We start from the raw sequence: 24164 nt of genomic DNA on the forward strand, positions 1-24164 counted from the left end.
TTCCATCGACGCCCGCGGCGCGCCATGTGCTCTTCCTGCTGGCCTGCCTGCTGGGGTTGGCGACCTGGGCGTGGCCGGTCCATGCGCAGGAAAAGACACCTGCAGAGCATCGCATCGAGGTCACCCGCCTCGCAGGGGCCCGCGGCGATCTCCCCGTCTCGGTCGGCATCCCACTGCCACCGGGACGGCTTCGCGATCCGGCCCTTATCCGCGTCTTCGATGCGAAGGGCAAGGAAGTGCCGGCCAGCGTGAAACCCATGCTGACCTGGCACTTCCGCGATGGCAGCCTGCGCGCGGTGCGCGTGCAGTTCCATGGCCCGCCAGGTTCCTATGCGTTCGACATCGGCACGCGTCGTGCGGAGAACATCGACGGTTGGCCATATGCCCAGGGCCTTGTGGATGGCAAGCCAGCGGCGTTGGCGACGCTGACGCCCGAATGGCTCACCGCATCGCTGATCGCCGGCCCGCAACGGGTGGCAGCACGTGACGAGGCCTATGCGAAGTACGTGGACGGCCAGTTCCACTGGGCGCGCGAGCTGCCGGTAAAGGACACCACCGCGTGGTTGTTCGACCGGCCCTCGACGCTGTTCAAAGCTTATGTACGCACGGGCAGGGCGGACTACCTCGCCGCCGCCGAGGAAAGCTACCGCTGGTATATGAAAGGCATCGGCCGTGAAGGACGCTGCCCTGGCGGTTGGGTCACCGACGGCAAGCCCTGCGATGTGAAATATGTCTACATCGAGTCGATCCTGCTCGCCGTGGCCCTCTCCGGCGACGACAGCATGCACGACGCGTCGCTGGTGAAGATGATGGCGACGCTGTGGGACAACGGCGGCTGGAACGGTGCGCCGGGTCCGTACCACCGCCCCGACGACTACTTCACCGAGCGTTTGGCGGGGCTCGGCTTGCTGGAAACGGTGGCTGCCTATGAGCTGACCGGCGACAGCCATTGGCGCGATCGTGTCGACGCGCGCATCGGCTGGCTGCGCGAGCACCAGTCGCACAATCCGGACGGGCTCGGCGATGACGGCTCCTGGCGCAACAGCTGGAACGTCCACGAAAACGACCCGCATGGTGCGAACGATGTGCGTGGCAGCTCGCCATGGATGAGCGAGAACATCATCGATGGCTTGTGGCACGCGTGGCTGGTAACCAAAGACCCGCGGATCCCCGACATGGTGCTCGGCTTCGGGCGCTACCTGGAGCGCTACGGCTGGATCGCACCCTCGCTGCTCGTGTCGCCGCACGACTGGCGCAATGGTTGCTCGGGGGTGCAGGGGCAGATCGCCTGGTACTGGTCGTCCGCGAAGGCGACCAACGACGCCCTGATGAAGATCCAGGAATCCGAAGGCTGGTACAGCGACGGCCACACGGTGGAGCTGGGCCTGCCGGTCGCGGCGGCCTATTACTTCGCGACGGATGCCAAAGAAGCGGCGACCTTCAAGCACCGTTTCGACGCCATCGCCTCGTCCTATAGCCTGTCGTGCGCGTCCATCTCCGACACCTTGCGCCGGTTCAACTGGAACAACCGCGGTGCCGGCGTCGCCCAATGGCTGATCCGGCAGCCTGCCGGTGCGGGGCGGACGCCATGAATCGTCGTATCGCCGTGCTGCGCAGCGTGGGCATCGTCATGGTGTCCACCTATGTCGAGTACGCGCTTGGCCTGTTGATGAGCGTATGGATCGCCCGCGCGCTGGGTCCGCAGGACTTCGGACGCTACGCCTTCACCATCTGGCTGTGCGGCTGGCTCATTGTCTGCTCCAACCACGCGTTGACCACGTCATCTACCAAGTTCATCGCCGAAGCCGACGGCATGGGCAACCCGGGACTGGCTTCGCACCTCGCGGCGCGCTTTTCGCGCATCCAGGGCTGGAGTTCGCTGGCGGTGATACTGCTGTTCCTGCTCGGCGTCGCCATTTTGCGTCCTGCCGAATGGGCCGCCGATGGGCTTGCCGTCGCAGGGCTGGTGGTGGTCGCCGTGGTCGCGAAGGCCAACTACGCCATGCTTGTCGCCATCGGCAAGGGACAGGAGCGCTTCGAGCCGGAAGCCGTCGCCACGGTCGCCGGCGGCGTGCTCGGCATGCTGCTCGTGCTCGCCGCGATGTGGGCACACGCGGGCCTGCTGGCCTTCGTCGGCTTGTTCGCCGTGGCCTGCCTGGTGCTGAACCTCATCAACCGCATCGTCTTCCGTCGCCATTGCCGTCCCTTCGCGGCGGGTGCCATTCCGGCCGACGTGAACCGCCGGGTGGATCGCCATCTCAAACTTACGGCCGCGCTCGTGCTGATGGGCTCGTTCCGCCTCGGCACCATCGAGGTCTTCCTGCTCAACACCTTCAGCGGCTCGGTGGCCGTAGGCTACTTCGCCATTGCGGGCACCCTCACGCGGGGCGCGGTGCAGCTGTTCTCCGTGGGTCTCACCTCCACCTTGCTGCCGTACATGGCGCGTACCTACGGCGAGAATGGCACCGCGCGTGCTGCACGCTTCCTCTCCGAGGCCACGCGCTTTTACTGGGCGATGGGCCTGGCCATCGCCGGCCTCGGCGTGGTCACCACGCCCGAGATCGTGCGCCTGATGTACGGCGATCGCTATGTCGCCGCGATCCCCGCCATCGAAGCCACGCTGGTGCTCGGTGGCCTGCTGCTCATCGGCAATGGCATCGCCGCCTTCCAGACCGTGGTGGACCGCCAGGACGACCGCATCCGCATCGCCGTGGTCGCCCTGGTCGCCAATGCCGTGCTCGGCGTGGCACTGATTCCACCCTTCGGTCTGCCCGGGGCGGTGACGACCTACGCCGCCACCCGCATCGTCGAAATGGCCCTGGCCGTGCACTACCTGCGCAAGGCCACCAACGGCGGGCTGCCGCTGGCGGCCATGTCGCGCCTGTTCGCCGTTGGCCTCATCGCCACGGCCGCCGCGTGGGCCGCGACCGCCGCGACGCCGTCGCGCTGGGGTTTCCTCCTGGGTGCGATGGCCTTCCTGGCGGTGTACCTGCCCGGCAGCGCACTCGTGCGCTACTGGACGCGCGATGACCTGCAATTGATGGAAGGCCTGGGCCGCCGCCTCGGCGCGCCAGGACGCGTGCTGCTGCGCATTCTCGCCGTGGTGCGTCCCGCCACAGTGGAGGTCGCCGGGCGATGAGCCTCGTTTGCGACATCCTGCGCACGCGTGACGACCTGCGTGCCACGCGTGACGCCATGGCGACCCTGGCCGAAGGCCAGGGTCATGCGTCCTCGATTGTCCAGCACCCGGACTGGATCGCCTACGAGATCGATGGACGCGACGATGGCACACAGCCGTACGTGGTCGTGGCGCGTGACGAAGGCGGCGATATCGTCGGCTATGCGCCGCTGCTATCCGCGCCCCACATAGCCCGCCTGGATCTGGCCGGGCGACGACTGGATCTATACAAAGGCGCGGCGCTGCGATTGCTGGGTTCAGGCGTGGTCGCGTCGGCATCGCTACGCAAGCAGGTCAGTGATGCCATCGCTACCCACCTTGCGGCAGAGCGGGCGCTGCGTGTGCTTCGTATCCAGGAAGCCATGCTGCCCGACAGCCTGGCCAACGCCCTCGCGACGCATGGCGGTTTCCGCCTCGTCGCCGCGCACCTGCGCGAACAAACGCACTGGCTCATCGATCCGCAGCCGTCGTCCGACGCATGGCTCGCCACGCTGGACAAGAAGAAGCGCACCGACCAGGTGCAGCGGGTAGGGCGTGCCTATCGCAAGCTCGGCGGCGACGCGGCGCTGCACGTCTACACCCGACCCGACCAGATGGCCGACTATTGCCGCCTGCTCGACGAAGCCTACGCCCGCACCTGGCATCACGCCGAGCTACCGATCCACTGGCAGGCACCCGCACGCGTCGCACTGTTCGAACGCCTCGCGGCCGCCGGACAGATCGTCGGCCACATCGTCCTCCGCGAGGGCAGGCCGCTCGCCTACGTGCATGGCTACCGGCTAGGTGGCACCTACCTGGTAGAAGACCTCGGCTACGACGAAGACGTGGCGAAAGTCGGCATCGGCTCCGTCGCCGTGTTTCAGGCCATTCGCGGCATCATGGACACGTACCCCGGTGAGCGCATCAGCTTCGGCTACGGCGACAACCAGTACAAACGCCTCCTCGCCAGTCGCGGCGAGCCCTGCGGATCGCTCTACGTCGTACGCATCGGCCCGGCCACGATGGGGTTCCACATGTACGGCCCGGCGCGATGGATGTACCAGGGCCTGCGCCGCATACGCGAACGCAGCTGACCACACCCCCGTCATTCCTGCGAACGCAGGAATCCAGCGCCTCAGTGGTGGGTTGTCGCAAAAGCGCCGCATCGGTTCTTCGCTTCGCCCATATACAAGGCGCTAGGCTCCTGCTTTCGCAGGAGCGACGAGAGGAATCCTGGTACGTGCCACCACCTACCGCCCCGTCATTCCTGCGAACGCAGGAATCCAGCGCGCCGATACCCGGTTATCGCGAAGAAACCCCATCGGCTCTTCACCCCGCGCAACAACATCAATGCAACTTCACCGGCGGCAACGTCGTATTCCGCAACCAATCCGCCAGCCACAACGCCATCGCTCGCGGCCACCCATGCAACGTGGCCCGATGCATATGCTGAAGCGACACATAAAGCATCTTCGCAAACCACCCCCGCATCGGAATCACCGAACGCCCCTTGCCACCCGACGGCACTTCGCCCGTCGCCTGTCGAACGCCCAGCGACACCAAGGTGCCCTTGGAGTGGTAAACGAACGGATCGACTTTCTCACCACGTAGCGCCCGGGGAATCGCCCGCGCAAGATACGTCGCCTGCTGATGCGCGGCCTGCGCGGTGGGCGGCACGGGCGGGCCATCCGCCGACGTCGGTGCCCAGGCGCAATCGCCAATGGCGTAGATATCTTTCACACCCTTCGCCGCCAGCGTCCCATCGACCAGGATGCGACGATCCTTCGACAGCTGAAATGGCCCCAGCTCCTTCACCATGTCATGGCCGACCACACCCGCCGCCCACACCTGGATATCGCAATCGACACGGCTACCATCGTTCAGCTCGAACGCCCCATCGACCACCGCCTTCACACCCACACCCGTACGTATATGCACACCCATCCGCTCCAGCACGTGCTGTGCGGTAGCCGACGTACGCGGATCCACGGCAGGCAGTACGCGCGGCGCCATGTCCATCAGGGTGATATCCAGCTTGGACGCCGGATCGAGCCCGCCATACCGATGCATGTCGTTGAACGCGTGATGCAACTCCGCCGCCAGCTCCACACCCGTGGCGCCCGCACCCACGATACCGATACGGATGCGCCGCGTCGGATCGCCCGCCGTGCGGAAGGCGAGGGCGAGAATGCGCCGACGCAGATCCGTCGCCTGCGCCGGACTATCGAGCATGTCGCAATGCTCCAGTACACCCGGCGTACCAAAGTCGTTCACCCGGCTACCGAAGGCCAGCACGAGCGTGTCATAACCCAACTGCCTCGCCGGCAGCACGGTCTCGTCCGAATGCGGAATCCGCACCGCATCGAGATCGAGGGTCTTCGCCTCCGTATCCACCTTGCGCAAGGCGCCAGGCACATAGCGGTAGCCGTGCGCATGCCCATGCGCGAGGAACGGCACCGCCTCTTCACCATCACCTAACAAACCCACCGCCAGCTCGTGCAGCCGTGGTTTCCAGAAGTGGCTGGCGTCGCGATCGACCAGGGTGACCTCCGCGTCACCTTGCTTGCCCAGCCGCGTCGCCAGTTCGATGCCGGCGGCGCCACCGCCGACGATCACGATGCGATGACGCGTCGTTTGCTTCGTTGATGCCATGAGGAACATCTCCGGGGGAGGGGATGTGCCCAGCATATGAGACGTTGGCAGCCGAACGCGAGTCCGCTCTGGCGAATGATGCTCACATGGGCTTATCTGTAGGAGCGCGCTTGCGCGCGATGGGTGCTGGCGGTCACCCTGCATCGCGCGAAAGCGCGCTCCTACAAAATGAGTGGGTGCGGAGCAATGCGAAGGTGGCGGAAATGCTCAGGACTACAGACAACCCAGCATCGTTCTGCTAGCGTTGTTCACGTTGCTTGCGCTTCCGATGCAAAACGTCCTCGCAGGCAACCATTGCTCACCAAGGCGGTGAGAAGCGCTACCCCCCGGTGCTGTAACACCAAAGGGGTAGCTAGCCACAACCAACTAAGAGACAGTTGACCATGGATACCCTCAATCGTACGGCATTCTCACGCCCGTCGCTTGCGAGCGACCTTCCCGCGAGTGGTCATCGAGCGGCCTGGAATCCTTCCAGCCGCGTCTGACGCGCCGCGACGTCCGTTTTTCTCATGAGTTTTTTCTTGCCGTGACCACCCGGCGCGTTGCCGTGTGTCCGGCTGGGACGAACTGACGTCGTATTCCCAGAAGCGTAATGCCGCCCGGTCTTTCCACGAGGAACGACCGCAGGGCTTCCTGTCGCCGAGCGATGGGGGCATGTCGGGAGGCATGCCCCACCTCGGAGGCGGCGCACATGGAGTGAGTTATGAGCGAACCGAAAGACGATAGCGTCCTTGGGGAGGGCAGCTTTGCCCTGGATACCGAGGCGAGCGTGGATGTGTTGATGAACGATGCCACGTCGATGCAGGCGTATGCCGAAGCGATGCAGGCATTGCTTACGGAATACATGTGTGAGAACGAGGTGCCGAATCGACGGTATCTCACGCGGGCGATGGCAGGGGTGAACCTGCTGCATCGCATGAGCTTGCAATGCACGAAGCAGGCGAATGCGCGACGCATGTGGGACGCGGTGCGTTCGATGGGGGGTGGGTGATGACGATCGAGTTATGGGAAATCGCCATTGCGCTGATCCTGCTGCCGATCAATGCGCTGATCTTCATCGCGCGCCGCTATCAGCATTGTTCGTTGGCGATCGGCGCGAAAGTATTTACCGGGATTTCCTTGATCGCCTTCATTGTCGCCGCCTTCGCGCTAGGCAGTTTCGCCGGTCGCTATGATCTGCGTCCCCACCAGTACGAATGGCCGGATAACTGGCTGGAATTCTCCGGCGCATTGCTGATCGGCTCGACACTGGGCGCGATCTGGATGTGGTTCATTTCTCGGGAACCCGAACTGTAGGAGCGCGCTTGCGCGCGATGCCAGGTTGCCGCGAGCACCCATCGCGCGCAAGCGCGCTCCTACAGTGGTTCCGCGAAAGCGGGCCAGGGTGCCTCACCGTTCGGAGAGCCGTCGGGCCGCCGCCGGGGCGCGACTTGAGGAGCCGAGGGTAGGTGGTCGGACAAGACCGCGCAGCGGGGCCGGTCAGGAGGACCGACCTTTTTCGCCGAGACAGAATGTCGAGTCGAAAAATCCCGACCACCTGCCTGAGCCCGAAGGGGCGAAGCCATAAAACACGGGCCGCGCAGCGGCCCTCCTTTCCCGAGGGACGGCGGAGCCGGCGCGCCCCGGCGGCGGCCCGACGGCTCCCCCAGCCACGCCCGAGCGCCGCAAGCGATGCCAAAGGCGAGCCCACCCTACGAAGCAGCCAACCTCTTCAACAGCGCGACACGCCCAACGTCACGACGACGCCTTCGAATGCTGCTCGAACGCATCCATCACGCGCGCCGAATACACCAAAGCCGCACCCGCATTCAGGCTCACCGCCACACCCAAGGCCTCGGCAATCTCCTCCTTCGTCGCCCCGTGCTTCAACGCCTCACCCGTATGCACCGTGATACAGTCATCGCAATGCGTGGTGACCGCCACGGCCAACGCGATCAGTTCGCGCGTCTTGGCATCCAGGTGATTCGTCTTGGCGCCGGCACCCGACAACATCGCGTAGCCCTGCGTGGTGCCGGGGCTGAGCTTGCCGATCTCGCCGATGCGGCCAGTGAGTTCCTTACGGTATTCGAGCCAGTCGAGCATGGTCCTTACTCCAGTGCGGGAAGTCGCGGCATGCGCCCTCCGATGAAACCTAGGATGCGCCGATCCCCTGATCGGATGAATACGTTTTTGGCTCAGATTATGGCTCCTACGTCTCACCGTACAGAATGTCGCAGGCGCCTGACGCTTAGGAAACCGTTACAAAACCGAATGCTAGCCTCAGATGTCGCTTATCATCATACGGAGGTCTCATGTCAGGGATGGATCTGTCCGCCCCGCGCCACGGCTGCGCGGATTGCGGACTCCACGAGTTTTGCCTGCCAGCGGGCGCCGACGCCGACGCACTCGCCCGGCTCGACCGGCTCACCCGCCGCCAGCAACGCAACCTGGCGCGCGGCGAAACCCTGTTCCGCCAGGGCCAGCCCTTCCAGTCGCTCTTCGTGCTGCGCTCCGGCGCGGTGCGCACCGCCGTGGTCGACGCCGATGGTGCCCACCAGGTGATCGGCTTCGGCTTGCCGGGCGAAGTGATCGGTATCGACGGCCTGCTCGACGACCGTCACCGTACCGAAGCGGTGGCGCTGGAATCCTCGACGTTCTGCGAAGTGCCCTTCGAACGCATGGAAGACGTGCTCGAAGAAGTGCCCACGCTGCAACGCGGCCTCATGCGCGTGCTTGGCCGCGAAGTCGCCGCCGAGCAGGAACATGCCGTCGCCATGGGCCGCCAGCAGGCCGTGGCCCGTGTCGCGCTGTTCCTGCGCGGCATGGTGGAACGGCATGGCAGGTTGTCGCGGCAAGCCGACTTCCTGAAGCTGCCGATGCCACGTTCCGACATCGCGAACTACCTCGGCCTCGCCGTAGAGACCGTGAGCCGGGCGTTGGGGCGCATGGAGGACGAGGGCATCCTCTCGGTGAGCGGTCGATCCGTTCGCATCCTCCGTCACGACGCGCTGGCTGCGCTGTGCCGCTCGGCGGACGCCGACGCATCCATCTGAAAACTGACCCAGATCAGTAACCGCGGCAGGGCGGCTACCTACGCTGGTCATGTCCGGCCGTCGATGGCCGGGACGTGTCCCCAAGGAGTATTCCCCATGCGTCACCTGAAGTCCCTCGCCGCCGCCAGCCTGCTGTGCCTGGCGCCCGCCGCCGTCCTCGCGCAGACCGTCGAATCGCCCTGGCTGCTGCATTTTGGCGCGCACGTGGTCGATCCAAAATCGGATACCGGCCGTATCGCCGGGATGAAGTCGAGCACCACAAATAGCACCCGCCCGACGCTCAGCGTCGAGTACCGTTTCACGCCGAACTGGAGCGTGGAGGCCCTGGCCGCCGTGCCGTTCCAGCACCGCGTGCGCCTCGCCGGGCAGAGCGCGGTCAGCGTGAAGCAGCTGCCACCCGTGCTCGGTGTGAATTACCGCTTCCTGCCCGAGAGCAAGGTCACCCCGTTCCTCGGTGTCGGCGTGAACTACACGCGTTTCTTCGACGCCAAGGGTCGCAACGCGCTGGAAGGCGCCAACGTGGATGTCGGCAGCAGCTGGGGCGTGGCCTGGCACGGCGGTGTCGAGGTTGCGCTGGACGACCGCTGGAGCTTCATCGTCGATGCCCGCTATATCAACATCGACGCCAAGGTGAAGGTGGACGGTACCCGCGTGGGCACCGCGCACGTCGATCCTTGGGTGTACGGCTTCAGCTTCGGTTACCGGCTGTGATCGTGGGGGTGGCGGGTTTCGCCAGGACGGCGTTGTCACGGCCCGATGCCGGGCGGATACTCTCGCCGCCCTCCATCAGACACGCTCCCATGGATGCTTTGACCCGCGTGCTCGACCTTGCACGCATGCAGGGCGTTCCCGATCTGCGCTGCCAGCTCGGGGGCGCTTACCAGATCGACCACGACGACATGCCGACGGGTATCGCGCCGTTCCACCTCGTGCTGTCCGGCGAGGTGGATATGGAACTGCCTGGCGTCGCCCCCATGCGCCTGCGCGCCGGTGACCTGGTGGTGCTGCCGCATGGACGCAGCCACCGCCTGCGCGACCCGCACGGCAAGGGCGTGCCGAGCGCCATCCGGACGGAGACGGACGGCGCGATGCCGGTGCGGCGCAACGATGCCGGGGTGGAGTTGGACCTGCTCTGCGGCCGCGTGACGCTGGACCCTGCCATGGCCCGCTGGCTGTTCGCCAGCCTGCCGGACGCCATCCACGTCAACCTCGCGGCCGCACACGGCATGGGGGCGTTGGCCGGCATTGTGGCGATCCTTCGCGACGAAGTCGCGCGGCAGCCGCCGGGCGCAATCAGCATCGTCACGGCGTTGACCCAGACGCTGTTCGTGTTCGCCCTGCGCGAACATCTGGAAGGTGCGCAGCTCGCGCCGTCGTTCCTGGCCTTGCTTGGCGATCCGCGCTTGGCCCGTGCCGTCACGGCGATGCTGCGCGAACCTGAACGCGAGTGGTCGGTGGCCGCCCTGGCCGAGCTGGCGGCGATGTCGCGGGCGACCTTCGCCCGCCATTTCGAGGCGAAAGCGCGCATGTCGCCTCACGAAACCTTGACGCTGCTGCGCATGCAACTTGCGGGAGACTTGTTGCGGCGGACCAGCCTCACGGCCGGTGCGGTGGCCGACCGGGTCGGTTATCGCTCGGAGTCGGCCTTCGGCAAGGCCTTCACCCGCGTGATGGGCTTCACGCCGGCCCGCTATCGCCGGGAGGCGTAGCAGGCGTTTCCCGGGTAGTGCGGGGGCAGGGGATTAAAGGATCCGGCATCGCTGGCCGTTAAGCCTGCACCGGTATCGACGATGTGGAGGACAGCATGACTCAGCAACCACCCAGGGTACGTATCGCCCAGGCCCCTTCCGCGTGGAAGCGGGCGGATATCGTCGTCAAGCTGACGGTGGTCGCGGCCGCCCTCTACATGCTGCTGCACTGGGCATTCCAGGCGTCTTGACGGCGCCTTGATACCGGTGGCGCGAATACGGCGCCGTCCATAGACGGGCATGCCTAGCATGCCGGGTCATCCTTTCCGGCGCGATCGCCCTGCGGTCGCGTCATCACTTGTGGATGACCATGAAGCACACCCGTATCGCCTTGTTCGCCGCTGTCGCGGCGATGTCTCCCTGTGTCCACGCCGCCGACGACTGGCAGGTGACCGGCAACGTCGGCGCCCAGTCCGATTACATCTTTCGCGGCATCAGCCAGACCAACCGGCGTTCGTCCGGCTTCGCGGGCGTCGATGCCACGTGGAAGAGCAGTCTCTATGTCGGAGCCTGGACCTCGAATGTGGATTTTTCGCCGTCGGGTGATCGCTCCACGGACCAGGAGTACGACGTGTACGGCGGCTGGCGTCCGCATGTGGCGGGATTCGACCTGGATCTGGGCTACATCCGCTACGGGTACATGCACCAGCCGCGCGCGATGCGCGAGACCTATGTGGAGTGGTATGCGAAAGCATCGCGCGCGTTCGGCCCGGTGACGCTGGGTGTGGCCGCCTATCATTCGCCGAACTTCCCAGGCATCGTGCGCAAGGCCAACTACGGTGAGTTCAGCGCCGCGTGGACGTTCCGCGATAACTGGTCGGTATCGGCCGCGTACGGAAGGCAGCAGGAAGCGCATGCGTCCTTGCGTGAAGATGGTTCGGGTGCGAGCTTCGTCTATGCGACATGGAGCGCCGGCGTGACCTGGCAGTTCGAACCGCACGTGTCGCTCGATCTGCGTTACTGGAACACCGATACGCATGCGTCGGGCGATATCTACCATGCGCACCTGGTCGCGGGGATCAAGGCCACGTTCTGACCCTCGTCGTTCCTGTGAAAACAGGAACCCAGCGCCCCGGTTCACCAGTACCGCGAGGGCGCCTCATCGGCTTGTGCGTAGGAGGCCGTGAGGCGATAACCGATTGCCTCGCGCTGGGTTCCAGCGTGCGCTGGAACGACGGATCGCGAGCTCGTCGTTTCTGTGCAAACAGGAACCCAGCGCCCCGGTTTGCCAGCACGGCGAGGGCGCTGCATCGGCTTTACGTAGGAGGCCGCGAGGCGACAACCGATTGCCTCGCGCTGGATTCCAGCGTGCGCTGGAACGACGGATCGCGAGCTCGTCGTTCCTGTGAAAACAGGAACCCAGCGCCCCAGCTCACCAGCACCGCGAGGGCGTCGCATCGGCTTTGGCGTAGGAGACCGCGACGCGACAACCAACCGCCCCGCGCTGGGTTCCAGCGTGCGCTGGAACGACGGATCGCGAGCTCGTCGTTCCTGTGAAAACAGGAACCCAGCGCCCCGGTTCGCCAGGACCGCGAGGGTGTTGCATCGGCGTTACGTAGGAGGCCGCGAGGCGACAACCGATTGCCTCGCGCTGGGTTCCAGCGTGCGCTGGAACGACGGCTCGCTTGCTCGTCGTTCCTGTGAAAACAGGAACCCAGCGCCCCGGTTCACCAGCACCGCGACGCTGTTGCATCGGCTTTTGCCTGCAGTTCCCCGCATCGGACAGGGGGCCTTCTGTCCGATGCGGGGATAAAACAACGGCACCCCCCGGGGGTGCCGTTGCCCTACCACTTCCCATCCCTCACCTCGACACCACCTTGGTCTTTCCGCTCCGCTTGCCTGCGATCCTGAGCGCGAAAGGGCGTCTCCACTCCGGAGGCCATCCCTGGTCTACCACCCCGAGTCCTCTGTCCGCTGAGATGTCCTGCGCTCCGCGGAAAGGCTGTGCGTGGTGTCGAGGTTTCAGGCTATCCGTTTGTGCCCAAAGGGAAAATAGGTCGGTGGTTGTAGGCGCGATCGTCCATTTTCGGACGCTTCGGAGCGCAGGGATTCACGATGCCTCTACCTGCCCGCGCCGCTGCTCGCGGCTGGCGTCCGGATGCGGGTGAATCGTGTCCGCTTCCATCAACGGATCGCGATCAGCCACAAGGCCGCCCCTTGTTCGGGCGTGACATGCCAGCGCACGCGGTAGCGTCCCGCGTGTTCGACCTGCTTCCAGGCGACCACGCCCTGCACGCCGCTCTCGTCCGGAAGCCGGGTAAAGGTGTCGATGACCTGGAAGCCGTCGTCGGGTGCCACATCCATGCGTTTCACCCCGCCATCGCCCCACCAGAAGGCCAGCAGCGTGGCCGGTCCATCCACGTCGATGGTGTCGCTCGACACCGTGTCGGCGGCTGATGCGTAGTTTCGTGCGACGGCTACCACGCGATTCGCATGGATTACCTCGACGAAGGACAGCGACAGTTCGCCCGACGGATGGCCGTCTTTCGCGATCGACACGCTATGTGCCGGGCCACCCTGGCCGCCGACGAGTACATACGGCCTGACCATGAACGCACCGCCATAGCCCGCATAGGTCTGGCCGCCGTCGAGCGGTTTCCAGCGATTGCGGTAGTTGTCCGTAGGTGTCGCCGTGTTGTCGGCGTAACCGGCGTTGAAGGCGATGAAGACGCTACCGGCCCCCTGTGTGGCGACGGCCGGCGTTGTCGCCGGGTTGGCGCCTAATCCCTCGGGTTGACCGACGAAGACATGGGCACCGAGTGAGCTGGGCGCATCGGTGGCCTGGACGGGCAGGGACAGCAGGCCGAGAAGAAGAAAGGACATCGGTCGCACGGTGACTCTCCAAAAGTCGTACTTGCCAGGCGTTCGCGCCTGGGACACGCTTCACGTGAAGCAAGGCGATGCGCGCAGGGGACGCCACATGGCCGACGAAACCGACTTTCTCGAACTGTACGGCATGCTGCGCCTGCGGCCCGATTGCTCGTTGGACGAATTCCGGCTCGCCTATCGGCGTTACGTGGCGCACTGGCATCCCGACCGTCGTCGCGGCGAGCGGGCGCAGGTGCTTGCCGCCGAACGCCTGCAACGCCTTACCGCCCAGTACGACGCCGCCATGGCGTTCCATCGACGGCACGGCCGCTTGCCCGGAGGCGTGGCCGAGTGGCGGGCGACACCGCGACGCGTCGCCACGCAGGAGGATGCGGCCTTCCTTCCGGATAAGCGACCCGTGCGCAAGGCATCGTCGAAGCTGTTGGTGGTATCCATCCTTCTGGGTATCGTCGTGCTGGGCGCGGCGCTGTTTCCGTCGACGACACCCGAGGTGGCGACACCCGATGACGTGGTGACCGTGGCACGAGCGAATACGCCCGTGGCGACGGATGAACTGCATGCCGGCATGAGCATGGACGAGGTACGCCACGTCGAAGGCGAGCCAACCCGGCGTGGCGAACTGCGCTGGGAATACGGCGCTTCATGGATAGCGTTTGATCGGGGCTCGGTCAGCGACTGGTACAGTTCGCCATGGAATCCCCTGCATGCGCCCACGACGCGCATGCCCCGTTAACGCGCGCCGCGACCGAACAGCACCACTTCCACCGTCTCGATCAGGATCACCAGGTCGAGGAAGAGGCTGTGGTTCTTTACGTAGAACAGGTCGTACTTCAGTTTCTCGGCGGCATCTTCCTCCGAGGCTCCGTACGAATAGCAAAGCTGCGCCCAGCCAGCGAGACCGGGCTTGATGCTGTGGCGCAGGCCGTAATAGCGGATCTTGTTTTCCAGGTCGGACACGAATTGCGGTCGTTCCGGACGCGGCCCCACGATGCTCATGTCGCCGCGGACCACGTTCCACAGCTGCGGCAGCTCGTCGAAGCGCAGCTTGCGGCAGATTCGCCCCACGCGGGTGACGCGGTCGTCGTTGGCCTTGGCCCAGCGTGCCACGCCGTCCATTTCGGCGTCGGTGCGCATGCTGCGGAATTTGTACAGCCAGAACACGCGCCCATGCTCGCCGACGCGTTCCTGACGGTAGAGGATGGGCTGCCCCGCGCCGGATTCGAGGCGAATGGCCAGCACGACACCCAGCATCAAGGGCCAGCAGAGCAGGGCGATTGCGAGCGAGGCGAGGATGTCGAAGGCGCGTTTGACGAACAACGCCAGCGGGGATGCGTTGAAGCCGCCGGAGAACACCAGCCAGGATGGATCGAGCATGGTCAGCTGCACTCGACCGGCTTCGCGCTCGACGAAGGTGGTGAGGTCGGTGATCTGCACGCCCAGCTGGCGACAGGCAAGCAGGTCGTCCATCGGCAGGCTGCCGCGCCGATCGTCCACGCCGACCACGATCTCGTCGACGCGCTGGCGGCGGACGAGGTCGGTGAGCGCGGTGTCGCGTGAGATGAGGAGTTCGGTGGGGACGCGTAACTGTTCGTTGGCACCCGGCATATAACCGAGCAGGCAGAAGCCGCGACGGTCGGATCGGCGGCGCATGCGATTGTGGATCTGTGCTGCGCGCTCGCCCGCGCCGAGCACGATGACGCGCCGCTTAAGGGCTTCCAGTTCCACCAGGCGCATGAACAGCCCGCGGAACGCGGCCGTGGCTAGGAAGCCGATGACCAGCGCGATGCCGAACACGCCGCGTCCGACGTAGGCGTGTGGAATCACGTAATAGCCCACCACCAGTGCAAGGCCACCGAGGGCGAAGGCGATGGCGTGACGCGCGATCTGGCCTCGCCAGCTCATGCGCAGGTTGGCCCGGTATTCGCCGAGCGCCGCCATGCCAAGGAGAATCGCCAGCGCGAACATCGCGGCGCGGCCGGCGAGCAGGGCCGGTGAGGCGGTCAGTTCCTCGGGCGCGGGTGCGAAGCGGATCAGCGTCGCCAGTTGCAGCGATAGCGCAAGCAGGCCCAGTTCGCATACCGCGAGCAAGGTGATCCAGCGCAGGATGGGTTGCCGGAACAGGCGGATCATCGGTAGGTCCCCTTCATCGTCGAAACGACGTTAGGGGCCTGACGGGCATGTGTCGATTGCACGTTACGGCTTCCGTGCGGCTAGGCCGATAGGGTGTAACAGGGATGTGCCACTGAGGCGAAAAGCCGATGCGACGCTTTCGTGGTGCTGGTGAACCGGGGCGCTGGGTTCCTGTTTTCACAGGAACGACGTGAGGTGATGCGTCGTTCCTGCGCACGCAGGAACCCAGCGCGAGGCGATCGGTTGTCGCGAGGGACCTTCCTACGCCAAAGCCGATGCAACGGCGTCGCGGTACTGGTGAACCGGGGCGCTGGGTTCCTGTTTTCACAGGAACGACGTGAGGTCATGTGTCGTTCCTGAGCACGCAGCAACCCAGTGCGAAGAAGTCGGCTATCGCGAGAGAAGCAGTCACAGCAGATCGCGCAGCTGCTCCGCCAACCGGAGGCTCAGCGCGATCAGGGTGAAGGTGGGGAACGCCCAGCCTCCGGTCGGAAACACCGAACTGCCCGCGACATGCAGGTTGGCGATGCCGTGGACCTTGCCGTTCGGATCGACGACACCCTGGTCGGGCGAGGTCGCCATGCGCGTGCTGCCCATGTGATGCGCGGTGCCGTGCACCTCGGGGGTGAGGCGGTCGTCGTCCACCCAGGGCGAGGCCTCGAACTGCCCGCCGCAGGCGTCGGCCAGGCGTTGGCCGCTGAGGGCGGTAAGGGTGCGCCAGGTGTGGCGATCGAGGTCGGTGAGGCGCCAGTCGATACGGACCTTGCGTAAGCCGAGCGTATCGCGCCTCTCGTCCAGCACGACGCGACTATCGCGATTGGGCGCCTGTTCGAAGAAACCGACCAGGTCGACGCGCTCGCTGCGTACCGTCGGGCGATCGCCGATCTTCTGCGCCACGGCGCGCACGACGTCGCCGATATGCAGGCCCAGTCGGACTGCGCTGATGGCAAGGCCTTGCGGCACGGCCACTGTCCCCGTCGGTCCGTTCTGCAACGCGGCGCACAGGCGTGCTTCGAGCAAGGCACCTTCGTCGCGCGTGGGCGGCCGCAGCGCGGCACGGACATCGCGAAGCGCGCGAATCCCCGTGGGTACGTCGCCTTCCACGGCAAAGGGGTGCACGCGCCCATTCAGCACGCGGTGCCGGCGCTGTGCGGACATGGCCAGGCCGATCTCACTGGCCAGCGGTGCGCGCACCTTGCCGATGGTCCGTTCATAAGGACGGGTGAGGCGGTCCGGCGTACGGGAACGTACCGTGCCGATGCGTCCGCTGGGATGATCCATGAAGTAACGGCCCACGAGATCACGATCATTGCCGAGGCCGTGTGGCGCGACCTCGTCGGATAGCAGCAGGATGCGGGCGTTCTCGATGCCGCCGGCGGCCAGCACGTAATGACGTGCACGCACGCGGCCGCGACGCCCCTCGGGCGTACCGATACGTAGCCCGGTCACTTCGGTGGCCGTGTCGTTGGATTCCAGCGCCATCGCATTGGCATGCAGCAGGACGGTGACGTTGGGCAGGCCGCCCAGCTCGTCGCGATAGGCCTCGCCGAACGTGATGGGACTGCGGGCGAAGGTGTAGTTGGCCAGATGTTCCGGATCGAGGTCGAGCGGCGGTCGCGGCGTCGGCCCATCGAACGCGCCGGGACCGAAACCGTGGTTGGGTTCGATCCGGCAGAACTCGCGGGCACGCTCGTACCAAGGCGCAAGGTCGTCGTAGCGCAGCGGCCAGCCGCTGTCGGGGACCCAGTCGCGCGGTGCCATGTCGCTGTCTGCAAGGGGGATGCAGCCGCCGCCCCATAGGGTGCAGCTACCGCCGAACACGCGCATGCGCGAGGTGCCTGCGTCGAGCGCAAGGTCGCCGCTGGAGTGGCCGTCGTAGAGCGACTGGCTACGTTCCTCGCCGGTCAGGCCGCCGCCTTCGACAACGCAGACGCGAAGGTGGCTGCCAGCGAAAGCGCGCGCGATGGCGATGCCGGCGGGGCCGGCACCGACGATGCACAGGTCGGCGTCATGGTCGGACGGCGTGTCGCCATCCAGGTAATCCAGAATCACGGAGCGGCTCCTCGAAAGGTGCGTCGTCGTTGTGGGGATGAGGCTCGTAGTAAGCCAGGTACCAATCGACGAAGCGCCTCACCCCTTCGCGCACGCCGACGGTCGGGGCGTAGCCCGTGTCGTGCTTCAACGCCGCCACGCTGGCCTCGGTGTCGGGAACATCGCCTGCCTGCAGGGGCAGCATCCGCATGATGGCCTTCCTGCCCAGGCACGCTTCCAGCACTTCGATGTAACGCAGCAGCTCCACCGGCTCTTCGTTGCCGATGTTGTAGATCCGGAACGGCGCCACGCCACTGGACGCGGGATCGGGCCGGTGACCGTCCCAGTCCGCGTTGGCGGCGGGTACGCGGTCAAGGGTGCGCAGCACGCCTTCGACGATGTCGTCCACGTAGGTAAAGCTGCGCCGGTGCTTCCCGTGGTTGAACACAGGGATGGGTTCGCCGGCCAGGATGGCCTTGGTGAACAGGAACAGCGCCATGTCCGGACGTCCCCACGGGCCGTATACGGTGAAGAAGCGCAGGCCAGTACACGGCAGGCCGTAGAGATGGGCGTAGCTATGCGCCATCTGTTCGTTCGCTTTTTTCGATGCGGCGTAGAGCGTCAGCGGATGCTCGGTCGACTGGCTCTCCGAGAACGGCATGGCCGTGTCGGCGCCATAGACGGAGCTGGTGGAAGCGAAGACGAGGTGTTCGACGTCGTGATGTCGGCAGCCTTCCAGCACATGCAGGAAGCCGGTGATATTGCTCGCGACGTAGACGTGGGGATTCTCCGCCGCGTAACGGACGCCGGCCTGCGCGGCGAGGTTCACCACGCGTCGCGGCTTGTGCGTTTCGAAGACCTTCGCCACGGCGTCGCGGTCCGCCAGGTCGGCATGGACATGCGTATAGCGCGGGTGATCGGCGAAGCGCGCAAGGCGAGCCTTTTTGAGGCCCACATCGTAGTAATCGGACAGGCAGTCGATGCCCACCACCTCGTCGCCACGCTCCAGCAGGCGCATGGCGACATGCGACCCGATGAATCCTGCTGTACCGGTCACCAGCACTTTCATGGGCGGGTGACTCAGAGTCGGCCGTCCACCGCGTGACGCGGCAGAACGTACTTCACGTCGTAGAGCAGGGACACCGGCTTGCCGAACGCGCGGATGCCGTCGCTACCCAGGTCGACGAACTGACGATGCCCGACCGCCACCACCACGGCGTCGTAGCTACCCGGCTCGGGTGTCGCGACGGGCGTGATGCCGTATTCATGGACGGCTTCCGCGGGATGCACCCAGGGATCGTGCACGTCCACCGAGACGCCGTATCCGTCCAGCGCCCCCACGATATCCACCACGCGCGTGTTCCGCAGGTCCGGGCAGTTTTCCTTGAAGGCCAGTCCCAGCACCAGCACGCGCGCCGCCACCGGGTTGATGCCCTTGCGCACCATCAGGCATACGACCTCACTGGCGACATAGGGACCCATGCCATCGTTGGTCCGGCGTCCGGCCAGGATGACGTCGGGGTGGTGTCCCACCTGCTGCGCCTTGTGCGTGAGGTAGTAAGGATCCACGCTGATGCAATGGCCACCGACCAGTCCCGGCCGGAAGGGCAGGAAGTTCCACTTGGTGCCCGCTGCTTCCAGTACTTCGAGGGTGTCGATGCCGAGCTTGTTGAAGAGGATGGCCAGGTCATTGACCAGGGCGATGTTCAGGTCCCGTTGGGTGTTCTCGATGACCTTGGCCGCTTCGGCGACCTTGATCGAGCTGGCCCGGTGGGTTCCTGCGACGATGATCGAGCGGTATAGCCGATCGACAAAGTCCGCCGCTTCCGGGGTCGAGCCGGACGTGACCTTGAGGATGCCCGTGACACGGTGCTCGCGGTCGCCTGGATTGATCCGTTCGGGGCTGTAGCCGGCGAAGAAGTCCTGGTTGAACACCAGGCCGGATTCCCGTTCGAGGATAGGTACGCAGACCTCTTCGGTGCAGCCGGGGTAGACGGTGGATTCGTACACCACGATGTCCCCGGGCTTGAGGACCTTGCCGATCGTCTCGCTGGCCCGTATCAGAGGTAGCAGGTCGGGGCGTTTGGCGTCGTCGATGGGCGTGGGGACGGTGACGATATAGACATCGCAGTCTGCGAGATCGCCGATACCTGAGGAAAAGCGGAGCCTGCGGGCACCGGCGAGCTCGTCACCGTCGACTTCGAGGGTGCCGTCATGGCCGTTGCGCAGTTCGTCGATGCGCGCATTATTGATGTCGAAACCGAGGGTTGCGTATCGCTTGCCGAATTCGACGGCAAGTGGCAACCCGACATAGCCAAGACCGACGATGCCGATCCTCGCCGTATCCAGCGTTCGCGGATATTCGGCAACATAAAGTTGCGATCCGGCGCGCGGTTCATGTGCCGCGGCGCCGCCTTCGGTTCGGCGACTTGCAGTGTCCATTCGCGCGTCCTACCCCTGGTTGGCGATCGAAAACCCCATGGGACGGGGCGAAAGAAGCGTAGCAACGCGGCCCGCGCCTGCCTGTACCGCTTATGGCGCTGGCCGAATGGCCAATCCGGGGGTGGTACCGAACGATAGAGGTATGGACGGCCCAACGCCCGATTGACGTTTACATTGTTACGGCGCCGCGATAAGGTTCGTGACGCCTGCCAATGACGGCCGGGCCCTCGATGTTCAACCAGTTATGCGGCCTGCCCATGTCCACGCGACCCCACATCGGCCCTGTCCGCGTGGCCTTGCTCGATGACCACGCGCTTGTGCGCAAGGGACTCGAAGCCGAGCTGGCCGGCGATAAGGGAATGGTTGTCGTCGGTAGTTACGGCTCCAGCAAATCGTTCAAGGAGAATTTGGAAAGGTTCCCCTTCGATGTGGCCGTGATCGATTATTCCCTGGGCAGCGGTGAAGCCGACGGAGTCCAGCTCGTCAGGCAGCTGCTCTCCAAAGACGCCTCAATGAAGATTCTCATCGTGTCCGCCTACGACGACGGGGTCGTGGTGGGCAACCTGATACGCGCCGGTGCGAAGGGGTTCGTGGCGAAGAGCCGCCCCCTGGCGGAGGTCAGCACGGGAATACGGGAAGTCTTCAAAGGTGCGATCTACACGGCCTACACGGAGATCGTCGAAGTCCAGCTTCCGGCGGTTGATCTGCTTTCCCCCAACGAGTACGAGGTCGTCCGGTATTTTTCGGAAGGCATGTCGGTGAGCCAGATCGCCAGCCAGCTCAACAAGAGCATGAAGACCATCAGCACCCAGAAGTCGAATGCCTGCAAGAAGCTTGGCGTGAACAGCGACGTGGAGTTGCTCAAGGTGATCCTTCCCCATTTCAAGAGTATCGGTAGCTCGTCGTGATACGTACGGTGGCGCGCGCGATCCTTCTGCTGGCTGCGTGTACCGCCTGCATGGGCGCCTCGCCACCGCCGCCGGATGCGGCGGCGATCCGGCGGTGGGTGGCGGCACATCCGGTGGTGCGCGTCGCGTTGGACGACCAGCTCGGCGGTGAAGTCGTCGGCGGCAAGGCCAATCCGCTGGTCACCGAATACCTGCAGATCGCTTCGCGCAACTCGGGTGTCAAGTTCGAGCCCATGCACATGAATTCGTGGAACGACGCGGTCAAGGCGTTTCGTGAGGGTAGGGCGGACATTCTCCCTTCGCTGACCGACCGGCTCCTGGCGACGGATGCCGGTCCTGATACCCTTCTTTCCACGCCGTTCTACGTGGGACGCACACTCATCATCGCGCGGACGGTCGGCCCCGAAAAACTCGACCTGCATGCCCTGCGTGGACGCGCTGTCGCCTTTCGCAAGGGAGGTGCCTACGAGGAATGGTTGCGCCGCGAACATCCTGAAATCCAGCGTGTGCCCTTGGGCGATGTCATCCAGGTGCTCGGGGCGGTGGAGAGCGGCATCGCATACGCCGCCATTGGCGCCGACGTTTCCTATTATCCGATCGTGAGGCGTGACTACCCCGTCGTGCTGCATGTCGCGGGTGACATTCCCGACGTGCCGGTGACGGTACGGGTGGCCGTGCGTCGTGACGAGCCGGAGTTACTGGCCCTGGTACAGGGTTCGCTCAGCGGCGTGGCCGACAGTGACAACGAGCGCATCGTCGAGCACTGGCTACAGACGGTCTACATGAGGGCCCCGTCGATCGCGATGGTGCTTTCCATCTATTGGAAGCAGCTGCTCTTCGGCTCCACCCTGCTGATCTTTTCGCTGCTGATGATGCGTCGCGCGCAGATGCTGTCGCGAAAGAGCGAGCAGCAGAAAACCATGCTGCTCGCGGTCATGAGCCATGAGGTGCGCAACGCGGTGAATGCGGTGACCTCGTCGATCGACCTGCTCGCGCGTACGCCGCTCAGTGGTCCGCAACACGACCTGATGGCCATCGCACTGTCCAGCAGCCGCAACCTGCAGGGGTTATTGCGCAACGCGCTGGAGTTCACTCGCAACGAGACGGCAGGCTTCACGCCTGACCTCGCCTCGTGCGACGCCTATGCCATCGCACGCGACGCACTCCAGGCGCATCAGGCCGCCCTTGAGGCGAAGGGCGTCGATATCCGGCTCGATCTGCCGCGTGGTCCGTTGCCCTGGTTGTTGCTCGATGGACCACGCCTGCGCCAGGTGGTGGACAACCTTGTCGGCAACGCCGTCAAGTTCACCGCGCGAGGCCATGTCGGTGTCGCGTTGTGGCAGGACGACGGTGGCTCGGGGGCTGACCACGTGCGCCGGTTGTTCATCGAGGTGTCGGACACCGGCGAGGGCATACCGCAGGATCGCCAGCGCGACGTGTTCGAGGCGTTCGGCCAGGCGCACGGTAGCCGGTCGCGCCAGTTGGGCGGCGCCGGACTGGGCCTCGCGATCTGTCGCGACATCGTCACGCAACTGGGGGGCACGCTCGAGCTGAACAGCGCGGTGGGCGTGGGCACCACGGTGCGCCTCGTGCTTCCGACCAGCCTGATCCCGCTGGAGGTCGATACGGTCACGGCGGAGGAGATGCCTTCCGCATTCGATGACGAAGGCAGCGTCCTGCTCGTCGAAGATCATCCCGCCAACCGGCAGGTACTCACCGCTCAACTGCGTCATCTCGGCTACGACGTGATAGCCGTGGGCGAGGGGCGTGCGGCGGTCGATGCATTCCAGACCCAACGTTTCGATGCCGTGCTGCTGGATTGCGAGCTGCCCGACATGCCCGGCTACGACGTGGCGCGAGCATTGCGGGCGATCGAGTCCCGCCACGCGCTGGCCCCCGCGAAGCTCGTGGCGATTTCCGCGAGCACGGGCGAAGACCATGTGCGCCGCTGCGAGGCGGCAGGCATCGATGTCGTGCTGGGCAAGCCGCTGGACATCCCGACGCTTTGCACGGCGCTGTTCGCGCCCTTCGACATCGACCAGGCCCGGGACACGTTTCGCAAGGAATCGCGAAAGGATCTCACGAGGCTCCGAGCCGCGCTGGCCGCGGACGACAGGCACGACGCGGCGCGAGCGGTGCACCGCATGCGCGGCGGGGCCCTCATCTGCGGGGCGTCCGATCTCGCCGCGTTGCTCGGCGAGCTGGAATCCATGCTCGCGACCGGTCATGGCGATCATTCCGCGCTGGAAGATGCCATCGCTCGCGCCGAAAGCCTGATCTGAACGAAGGCGTCCGCATGACGCCCTTTAAACGGTCAGGCGTGTACCCATGTGTTTTGGGGTTTCCCGTCACGCAACGGAGTACATCGATGTCCGGCATCAACGCAGCCGCAAGCGGCACGTTCCGAATCGGTGGCGATCTCGAGGTGAACCGCCTCGGTTTCGGCGCCATGCGCATCACCGGCAAGGGGATCTGGGGCGATCCCGCCGACCCGCAGAAGGCTCGCGCCACGCTGCGCAAGCTTCCCGAACTGGGCGTGAACTTCATCGACACCGCCGACAGCTACGGTCCTTATGTGAGCGAGGACCTGATCCGTGAGGTGCTGCATCCCTATAAGAACCTCGTCGTGGCGACCAAGGCTGGCCTGACCCGTAGCGGACCCGACGTGTGGCCTCCGCTGGGCCGTCCGGAATACCTGCGCCAGTGCGTGCTCATGAGCCTTCGTCGCCTGGGCGTCGAGCGCATCGACCTGTGGCAGCTGCACCGTATCGACGCCAAGGTGCCCCGCGACGAGCAGTTCGACGTGATCAAACAGATGCAGAAAGAAGGCCTGATCCGGCACGTGGGCCTGTCGGAAGTGAACGTCGAGGAGATCGAGGCCGCCTCGAAGTACTTCACGGTGACCACGGTGCAGAACCTCTACAACCTCGGCAACCGCAAGAGTGAGGAGGTGCTGGACCATTGCGGCAAGAAGAACATCGGCTTCATTCCGTGGTATCCGCTGGCTGCTGGCAAGCTCGCCGAAAAGGGCTCGATCCTGTCGAAGATCGCCGACAAGCTCGGTGCGACCGATGGCCAGGTGGCGCTGGCCTGGCTGTTGAAGCGCTCGCCCGTCATGCTGCCCATCCCCGGAACGGGCAGCCCCGACCACCTCGAGGAAAACGTGAAGGCGGCTTCGCTGAGCCTTTCCGACGAGGACTTCAAGGCGCTGGAAGCAGCGGCGAAGTAATCGCCT

General features: G+C 65.2%; 21 protein-coding genes. 14 read left to right on the top strand and 7 right to left on the bottom strand.

Annotation, left to right across the window (positions count from 1 at the left end):
* Window positions 1–26: 26 nt before the first annotated feature.
* Genes GAK28_RS04020 through GAK28_RS04030 form a run of 3 tightly spaced genes read left to right on the top strand, consistent with a single transcriptional unit; the run spans window position 27 to window position 4251 of the window.
* Window positions 27–1592 carry a hypothetical protein gene (locus GAK28_RS04020; RefSeq protein ID WP_291775371.1) on the top strand — a complete coding sequence of 522 codons (1566 nt, stop codon included), beginning with the start codon at window positions 27–29 and terminating at the stop codon, window positions 1590–1592.
* Complete coding sequence (locus GAK28_RS04025; protein WP_291775375.1) at window positions 1589–3139, top strand: oligosaccharide flippase family protein; 1551 nt, start codon at window positions 1589–1591, stop codon at window positions 3137–3139. Before GAK28_RS04020 ends, GAK28_RS04025 begins: the two co-directional genes overlap by 4 nt.
* Window positions 3136–4251 carry a GNAT family N-acetyltransferase gene (locus GAK28_RS04030; protein WP_291775378.1) on the top strand — a complete coding sequence of 372 codons (1116 nt, stop codon included), beginning with the start codon at window positions 3136–3138 and terminating at the stop codon, window positions 4249–4251. The genes GAK28_RS04025 and GAK28_RS04030 overlap by 4 nt, the downstream gene beginning before the upstream one ends.
* Window positions 4252–4504: 253 nt before the next feature.
* Here GAK28_RS04030 and GAK28_RS04035 read toward each other — a convergent pair whose 3' ends face one another.
* Window positions 4505–5809: an NAD(P)/FAD-dependent oxidoreductase gene (locus GAK28_RS04035; RefSeq protein WP_291775381.1), complete on the bottom strand. Its 1305-nt coding sequence runs from the start codon at window positions 5807–5809 to the stop codon at window positions 4505–4507.
* A gap of 703 nt (window positions 5810–6512) precedes the next feature.
* On the opposite strand from GAK28_RS04035, the gene GAK28_RS04040 reads away from it, so the two are divergent.
* Together GAK28_RS04040 and GAK28_RS04045 are read left to right on the top strand one after the other, a co-directional pair.
* On the top strand, window positions 6513–6800 hold the full coding sequence (locus tag GAK28_RS04040; RefSeq protein ID WP_291775384.1) for a hypothetical protein: 288 nt from the start codon (window positions 6513–6515) through the stop codon (window positions 6798–6800).
* Complete coding sequence (locus GAK28_RS04045; protein ID WP_291775385.1) at window positions 6800–7105, top strand: hypothetical protein; 306 nt, start codon at window positions 6800–6802, stop codon at window positions 7103–7105. The genes GAK28_RS04040 and GAK28_RS04045 overlap by 1 nt, the downstream gene beginning before the upstream one ends.
* Before the next feature lie 438 nt (window positions 7106–7543).
* Here the strand turns inward: GAK28_RS04045 and GAK28_RS04050 are convergent, their stop codons facing one another.
* Window positions 7544–7891: a carboxymuconolactone decarboxylase family protein gene (locus tag GAK28_RS04050; RefSeq protein ID WP_291775388.1), complete on the bottom strand. Its 348-nt coding sequence runs from the start codon at window positions 7889–7891 to the stop codon at window positions 7544–7546.
* Between the two features lie 209 nt (window positions 7892–8100).
* Between GAK28_RS04050 and GAK28_RS04055 the strand changes: the two genes are divergently transcribed.
* The 5 genes from GAK28_RS04055 to GAK28_RS04075 all read left to right on the top strand — a co-directional run bounded on the left by GAK28_RS04055 (window position 8101) and on the right by GAK28_RS04075 (window position 11625).
* The gene (locus GAK28_RS04055; protein WP_291775390.1) at window positions 8101–8841 is read left to right on the top strand and encodes a cyclic nucleotide-binding domain-containing protein; all 741 of its coding nucleotides are present in this window, start codon (window positions 8101–8103) and stop codon (window positions 8839–8841) included.
* Window positions 8842–8937: 96 nt separating this feature from the next.
* A complete protein-coding gene (locus GAK28_RS04060; RefSeq protein ID WP_291775393.1) occupies window positions 8938–9552 on the top strand; it encodes an OmpW family outer membrane protein in 615 nt (204 codons plus the stop codon).
* A gap of 89 nt (window positions 9553–9641) precedes the next feature.
* Window positions 9642–10550 carry an AraC family transcriptional regulator gene (locus tag GAK28_RS04065; RefSeq protein WP_291775396.1) on the top strand — a complete coding sequence of 303 codons (909 nt, stop codon included), beginning with the start codon at window positions 9642–9644 and terminating at the stop codon, window positions 10548–10550.
* Window positions 10551–10645: 95 nt separating this feature from the next.
* Window positions 10646–10780, top strand: a complete 135-nt coding sequence (locus GAK28_RS04070; protein ID WP_291775400.1) for a hypothetical protein — start codon at window positions 10646–10648, stop codon at window positions 10778–10780.
* A gap of 119 nt (window positions 10781–10899) precedes the next feature.
* Window positions 10900–11625, top strand: coding sequence for a TorF family putative porin (locus tag GAK28_RS04075; RefSeq protein ID WP_291775403.1), 726 nt, complete (start codon window positions 10900–10902; stop codon window positions 11623–11625).
* Window positions 11626–12713: 1088 nt separating this feature from the next.
* Here GAK28_RS04075 and GAK28_RS04080 read toward each other — a convergent pair.
* On the bottom strand, window positions 12714–13412 hold the full coding sequence (locus tag GAK28_RS04080) for a hypothetical protein (RefSeq protein WP_291775406.1): 699 nt from the start codon (window positions 13410–13412) through the stop codon (window positions 12714–12716).
* Between the two features lie 97 nt (window positions 13413–13509).
* Between GAK28_RS04080 and GAK28_RS04085 the strand changes: the two genes are divergently transcribed.
* Window positions 13510–14151, top strand: coding sequence for a J domain-containing protein (locus tag GAK28_RS04085; RefSeq protein WP_291775409.1), 642 nt, complete (start codon window positions 13510–13512; stop codon window positions 14149–14151).
* On the opposite strand, the gene GAK28_RS04090 is transcribed toward GAK28_RS04085, so the two are convergent.
* The 4 genes from GAK28_RS04090 to tviB all read right to left on the bottom strand — a co-directional run bounded on the left by GAK28_RS04090 (window position 14148) and on the right by tviB (window position 19928).
* A complete protein-coding gene (locus tag GAK28_RS04090; RefSeq protein WP_291775412.1) occupies window positions 14148–15548 on the bottom strand; it encodes a TIGR03013 family XrtA/PEP-CTERM system glycosyltransferase in 1401 nt (466 codons plus the stop codon). The two genes, GAK28_RS04085 and GAK28_RS04090, sit on opposite strands and share 4 nt — an antisense overlap.
* A 408-nt stretch (window positions 15549–15956) precedes the next feature.
* Window positions 15957–17600 (bottom strand): GMC family oxidoreductase, encoded by a 1644-nt coding sequence (locus GAK28_RS04095; RefSeq protein ID WP_291775415.1) that lies wholly within the window; start codon window positions 17598–17600, stop codon window positions 15957–15959.
* Window positions 17557–18648 carry an NAD-dependent epimerase gene (locus GAK28_RS04100; RefSeq protein ID WP_291775418.1) on the bottom strand — a complete coding sequence of 364 codons (1092 nt, stop codon included), beginning with the start codon at window positions 18646–18648 and terminating at the stop codon, window positions 17557–17559. Before GAK28_RS04100 ends, GAK28_RS04095 begins: the two co-directional genes overlap by 44 nt.
* An 11-nt stretch (window positions 18649–18659) precedes the next feature.
* Complete coding sequence (gene tviB, locus GAK28_RS04105; RefSeq protein ID WP_291775516.1) at window positions 18660–19928, bottom strand: Vi polysaccharide biosynthesis UDP-N-acetylglucosamine C-6 dehydrogenase TviB; 1269 nt, start codon at window positions 19926–19928, stop codon at window positions 18660–18662.
* Window positions 19929–20311: 383 nt separating this feature from the next.
* Here tviB and GAK28_RS04110 point away from each other — a divergent pair, with 383 nt between their 5' ends.
* The 3 genes from GAK28_RS04110 to GAK28_RS04120 all read left to right on the top strand — a co-directional run bounded on the left by GAK28_RS04110 (window position 20312) and on the right by GAK28_RS04120 (window position 24158).
* On the top strand, window positions 20312–20929 hold the full coding sequence (locus GAK28_RS04110) for a response regulator transcription factor (protein WP_291775420.1): 618 nt from the start codon (window positions 20312–20314) through the stop codon (window positions 20927–20929).
* Window positions 20926–23211, top strand: coding sequence for an ATP-binding protein (locus tag GAK28_RS04115; protein ID WP_291775422.1), 2286 nt, complete (start codon window positions 20926–20928; stop codon window positions 23209–23211). The genes GAK28_RS04110 and GAK28_RS04115 overlap by 4 nt, the downstream gene beginning before the upstream one ends.
* Before the next feature lie 86 nt (window positions 23212–23297).
* Window positions 23298–24158 carry an aldo/keto reductase gene (locus tag GAK28_RS04120; RefSeq protein ID WP_291775424.1) on the top strand — a complete coding sequence of 287 codons (861 nt, stop codon included), beginning with the start codon at window positions 23298–23300 and terminating at the stop codon, window positions 24156–24158.
* The last annotated feature ends 6 nt before the right edge of the window (window positions 24159–24164 follow it).

It is taken from the genome of Luteibacter sp., from assembly GCF_009912395.1.
Classification (GTDB): Bacteria; Pseudomonadota; Gammaproteobacteria; order Xanthomonadales; family Rhodanobacteraceae; genus Luteibacter.

Coding starts and splice junctions, on each gene's coding strand:
- GAK28_RS04025 (WP_291775375.1), top strand. CDS start 1,589: ATGAATCGTCGTATCGCCGTGCTGCGCAGCGTGGGCATCGTCATGGTG.
- GAK28_RS04030 (WP_291775378.1), top strand. CDS start 3,136: ATGAGCCTCGTTTGCGACATCCTGCGCACGCGTGACGACCTGCGTGCC.
- GAK28_RS04035 (WP_291775381.1), bottom strand. CDS start 5,809: ATGGCATCAACGAAGCAAACGACGCGTCATCGCATCGTGATCGTCGGC.
- GAK28_RS04040 (WP_291775384.1), top strand. CDS start 6,513: ATGAGCGAACCGAAAGACGATAGCGTCCTTGGGGAGGGCAGCTTTGCC.
- GAK28_RS04045 (WP_291775385.1), top strand. CDS start 6,800: ATGACGATCGAGTTATGGGAAATCGCCATTGCGCTGATCCTGCTGCCG.
- GAK28_RS04050 (WP_291775388.1), bottom strand. CDS start 7,891: ATGCTCGACTGGCTCGAATACCGTAAGGAACTCACTGGCCGCATCGGC.
- GAK28_RS04055 (WP_291775390.1), top strand. CDS start 8,101: ATGTCAGGGATGGATCTGTCCGCCCCGCGCCACGGCTGCGCGGATTGC.
- GAK28_RS04060 (WP_291775393.1), top strand. CDS start 8,938: ATGCGTCACCTGAAGTCCCTCGCCGCCGCCAGCCTGCTGTGCCTGGCG.
- GAK28_RS04065 (WP_291775396.1), top strand. CDS start 9,642: ATGGATGCTTTGACCCGCGTGCTCGACCTTGCACGCATGCAGGGCGTT.
- GAK28_RS04070 (WP_291775400.1), top strand. CDS start 10,646: ATGACTCAGCAACCACCCAGGGTACGTATCGCCCAGGCCCCTTCCGCG.
- GAK28_RS04075 (WP_291775403.1), top strand. CDS start 10,900: ATGAAGCACACCCGTATCGCCTTGTTCGCCGCTGTCGCGGCGATGTCT.
- GAK28_RS04080 (WP_291775406.1), bottom strand. CDS start 13,412: ATGTCCTTTCTTCTTCTCGGCCTGCTGTCCCTGCCCGTCCAGGCCACC.
- GAK28_RS04085 (WP_291775409.1), top strand. CDS start 13,510: ATGGCCGACGAAACCGACTTTCTCGAACTGTACGGCATGCTGCGCCTG.
- GAK28_RS04090 (WP_291775412.1), bottom strand. CDS start 15,548: ATGATCCGCCTGTTCCGGCAACCCATCCTGCGCTGGATCACCTTGCTC.
- GAK28_RS04100 (WP_291775418.1), bottom strand. CDS start 18,648: ATGAAAGTGCTGGTGACCGGTACAGCAGGATTCATCGGGTCGCATGTC.
- GAK28_RS04120 (WP_291775424.1), top strand. CDS start 23,298: ATGTCCGGCATCAACGCAGCCGCAAGCGGCACGTTCCGAATCGGTGGC.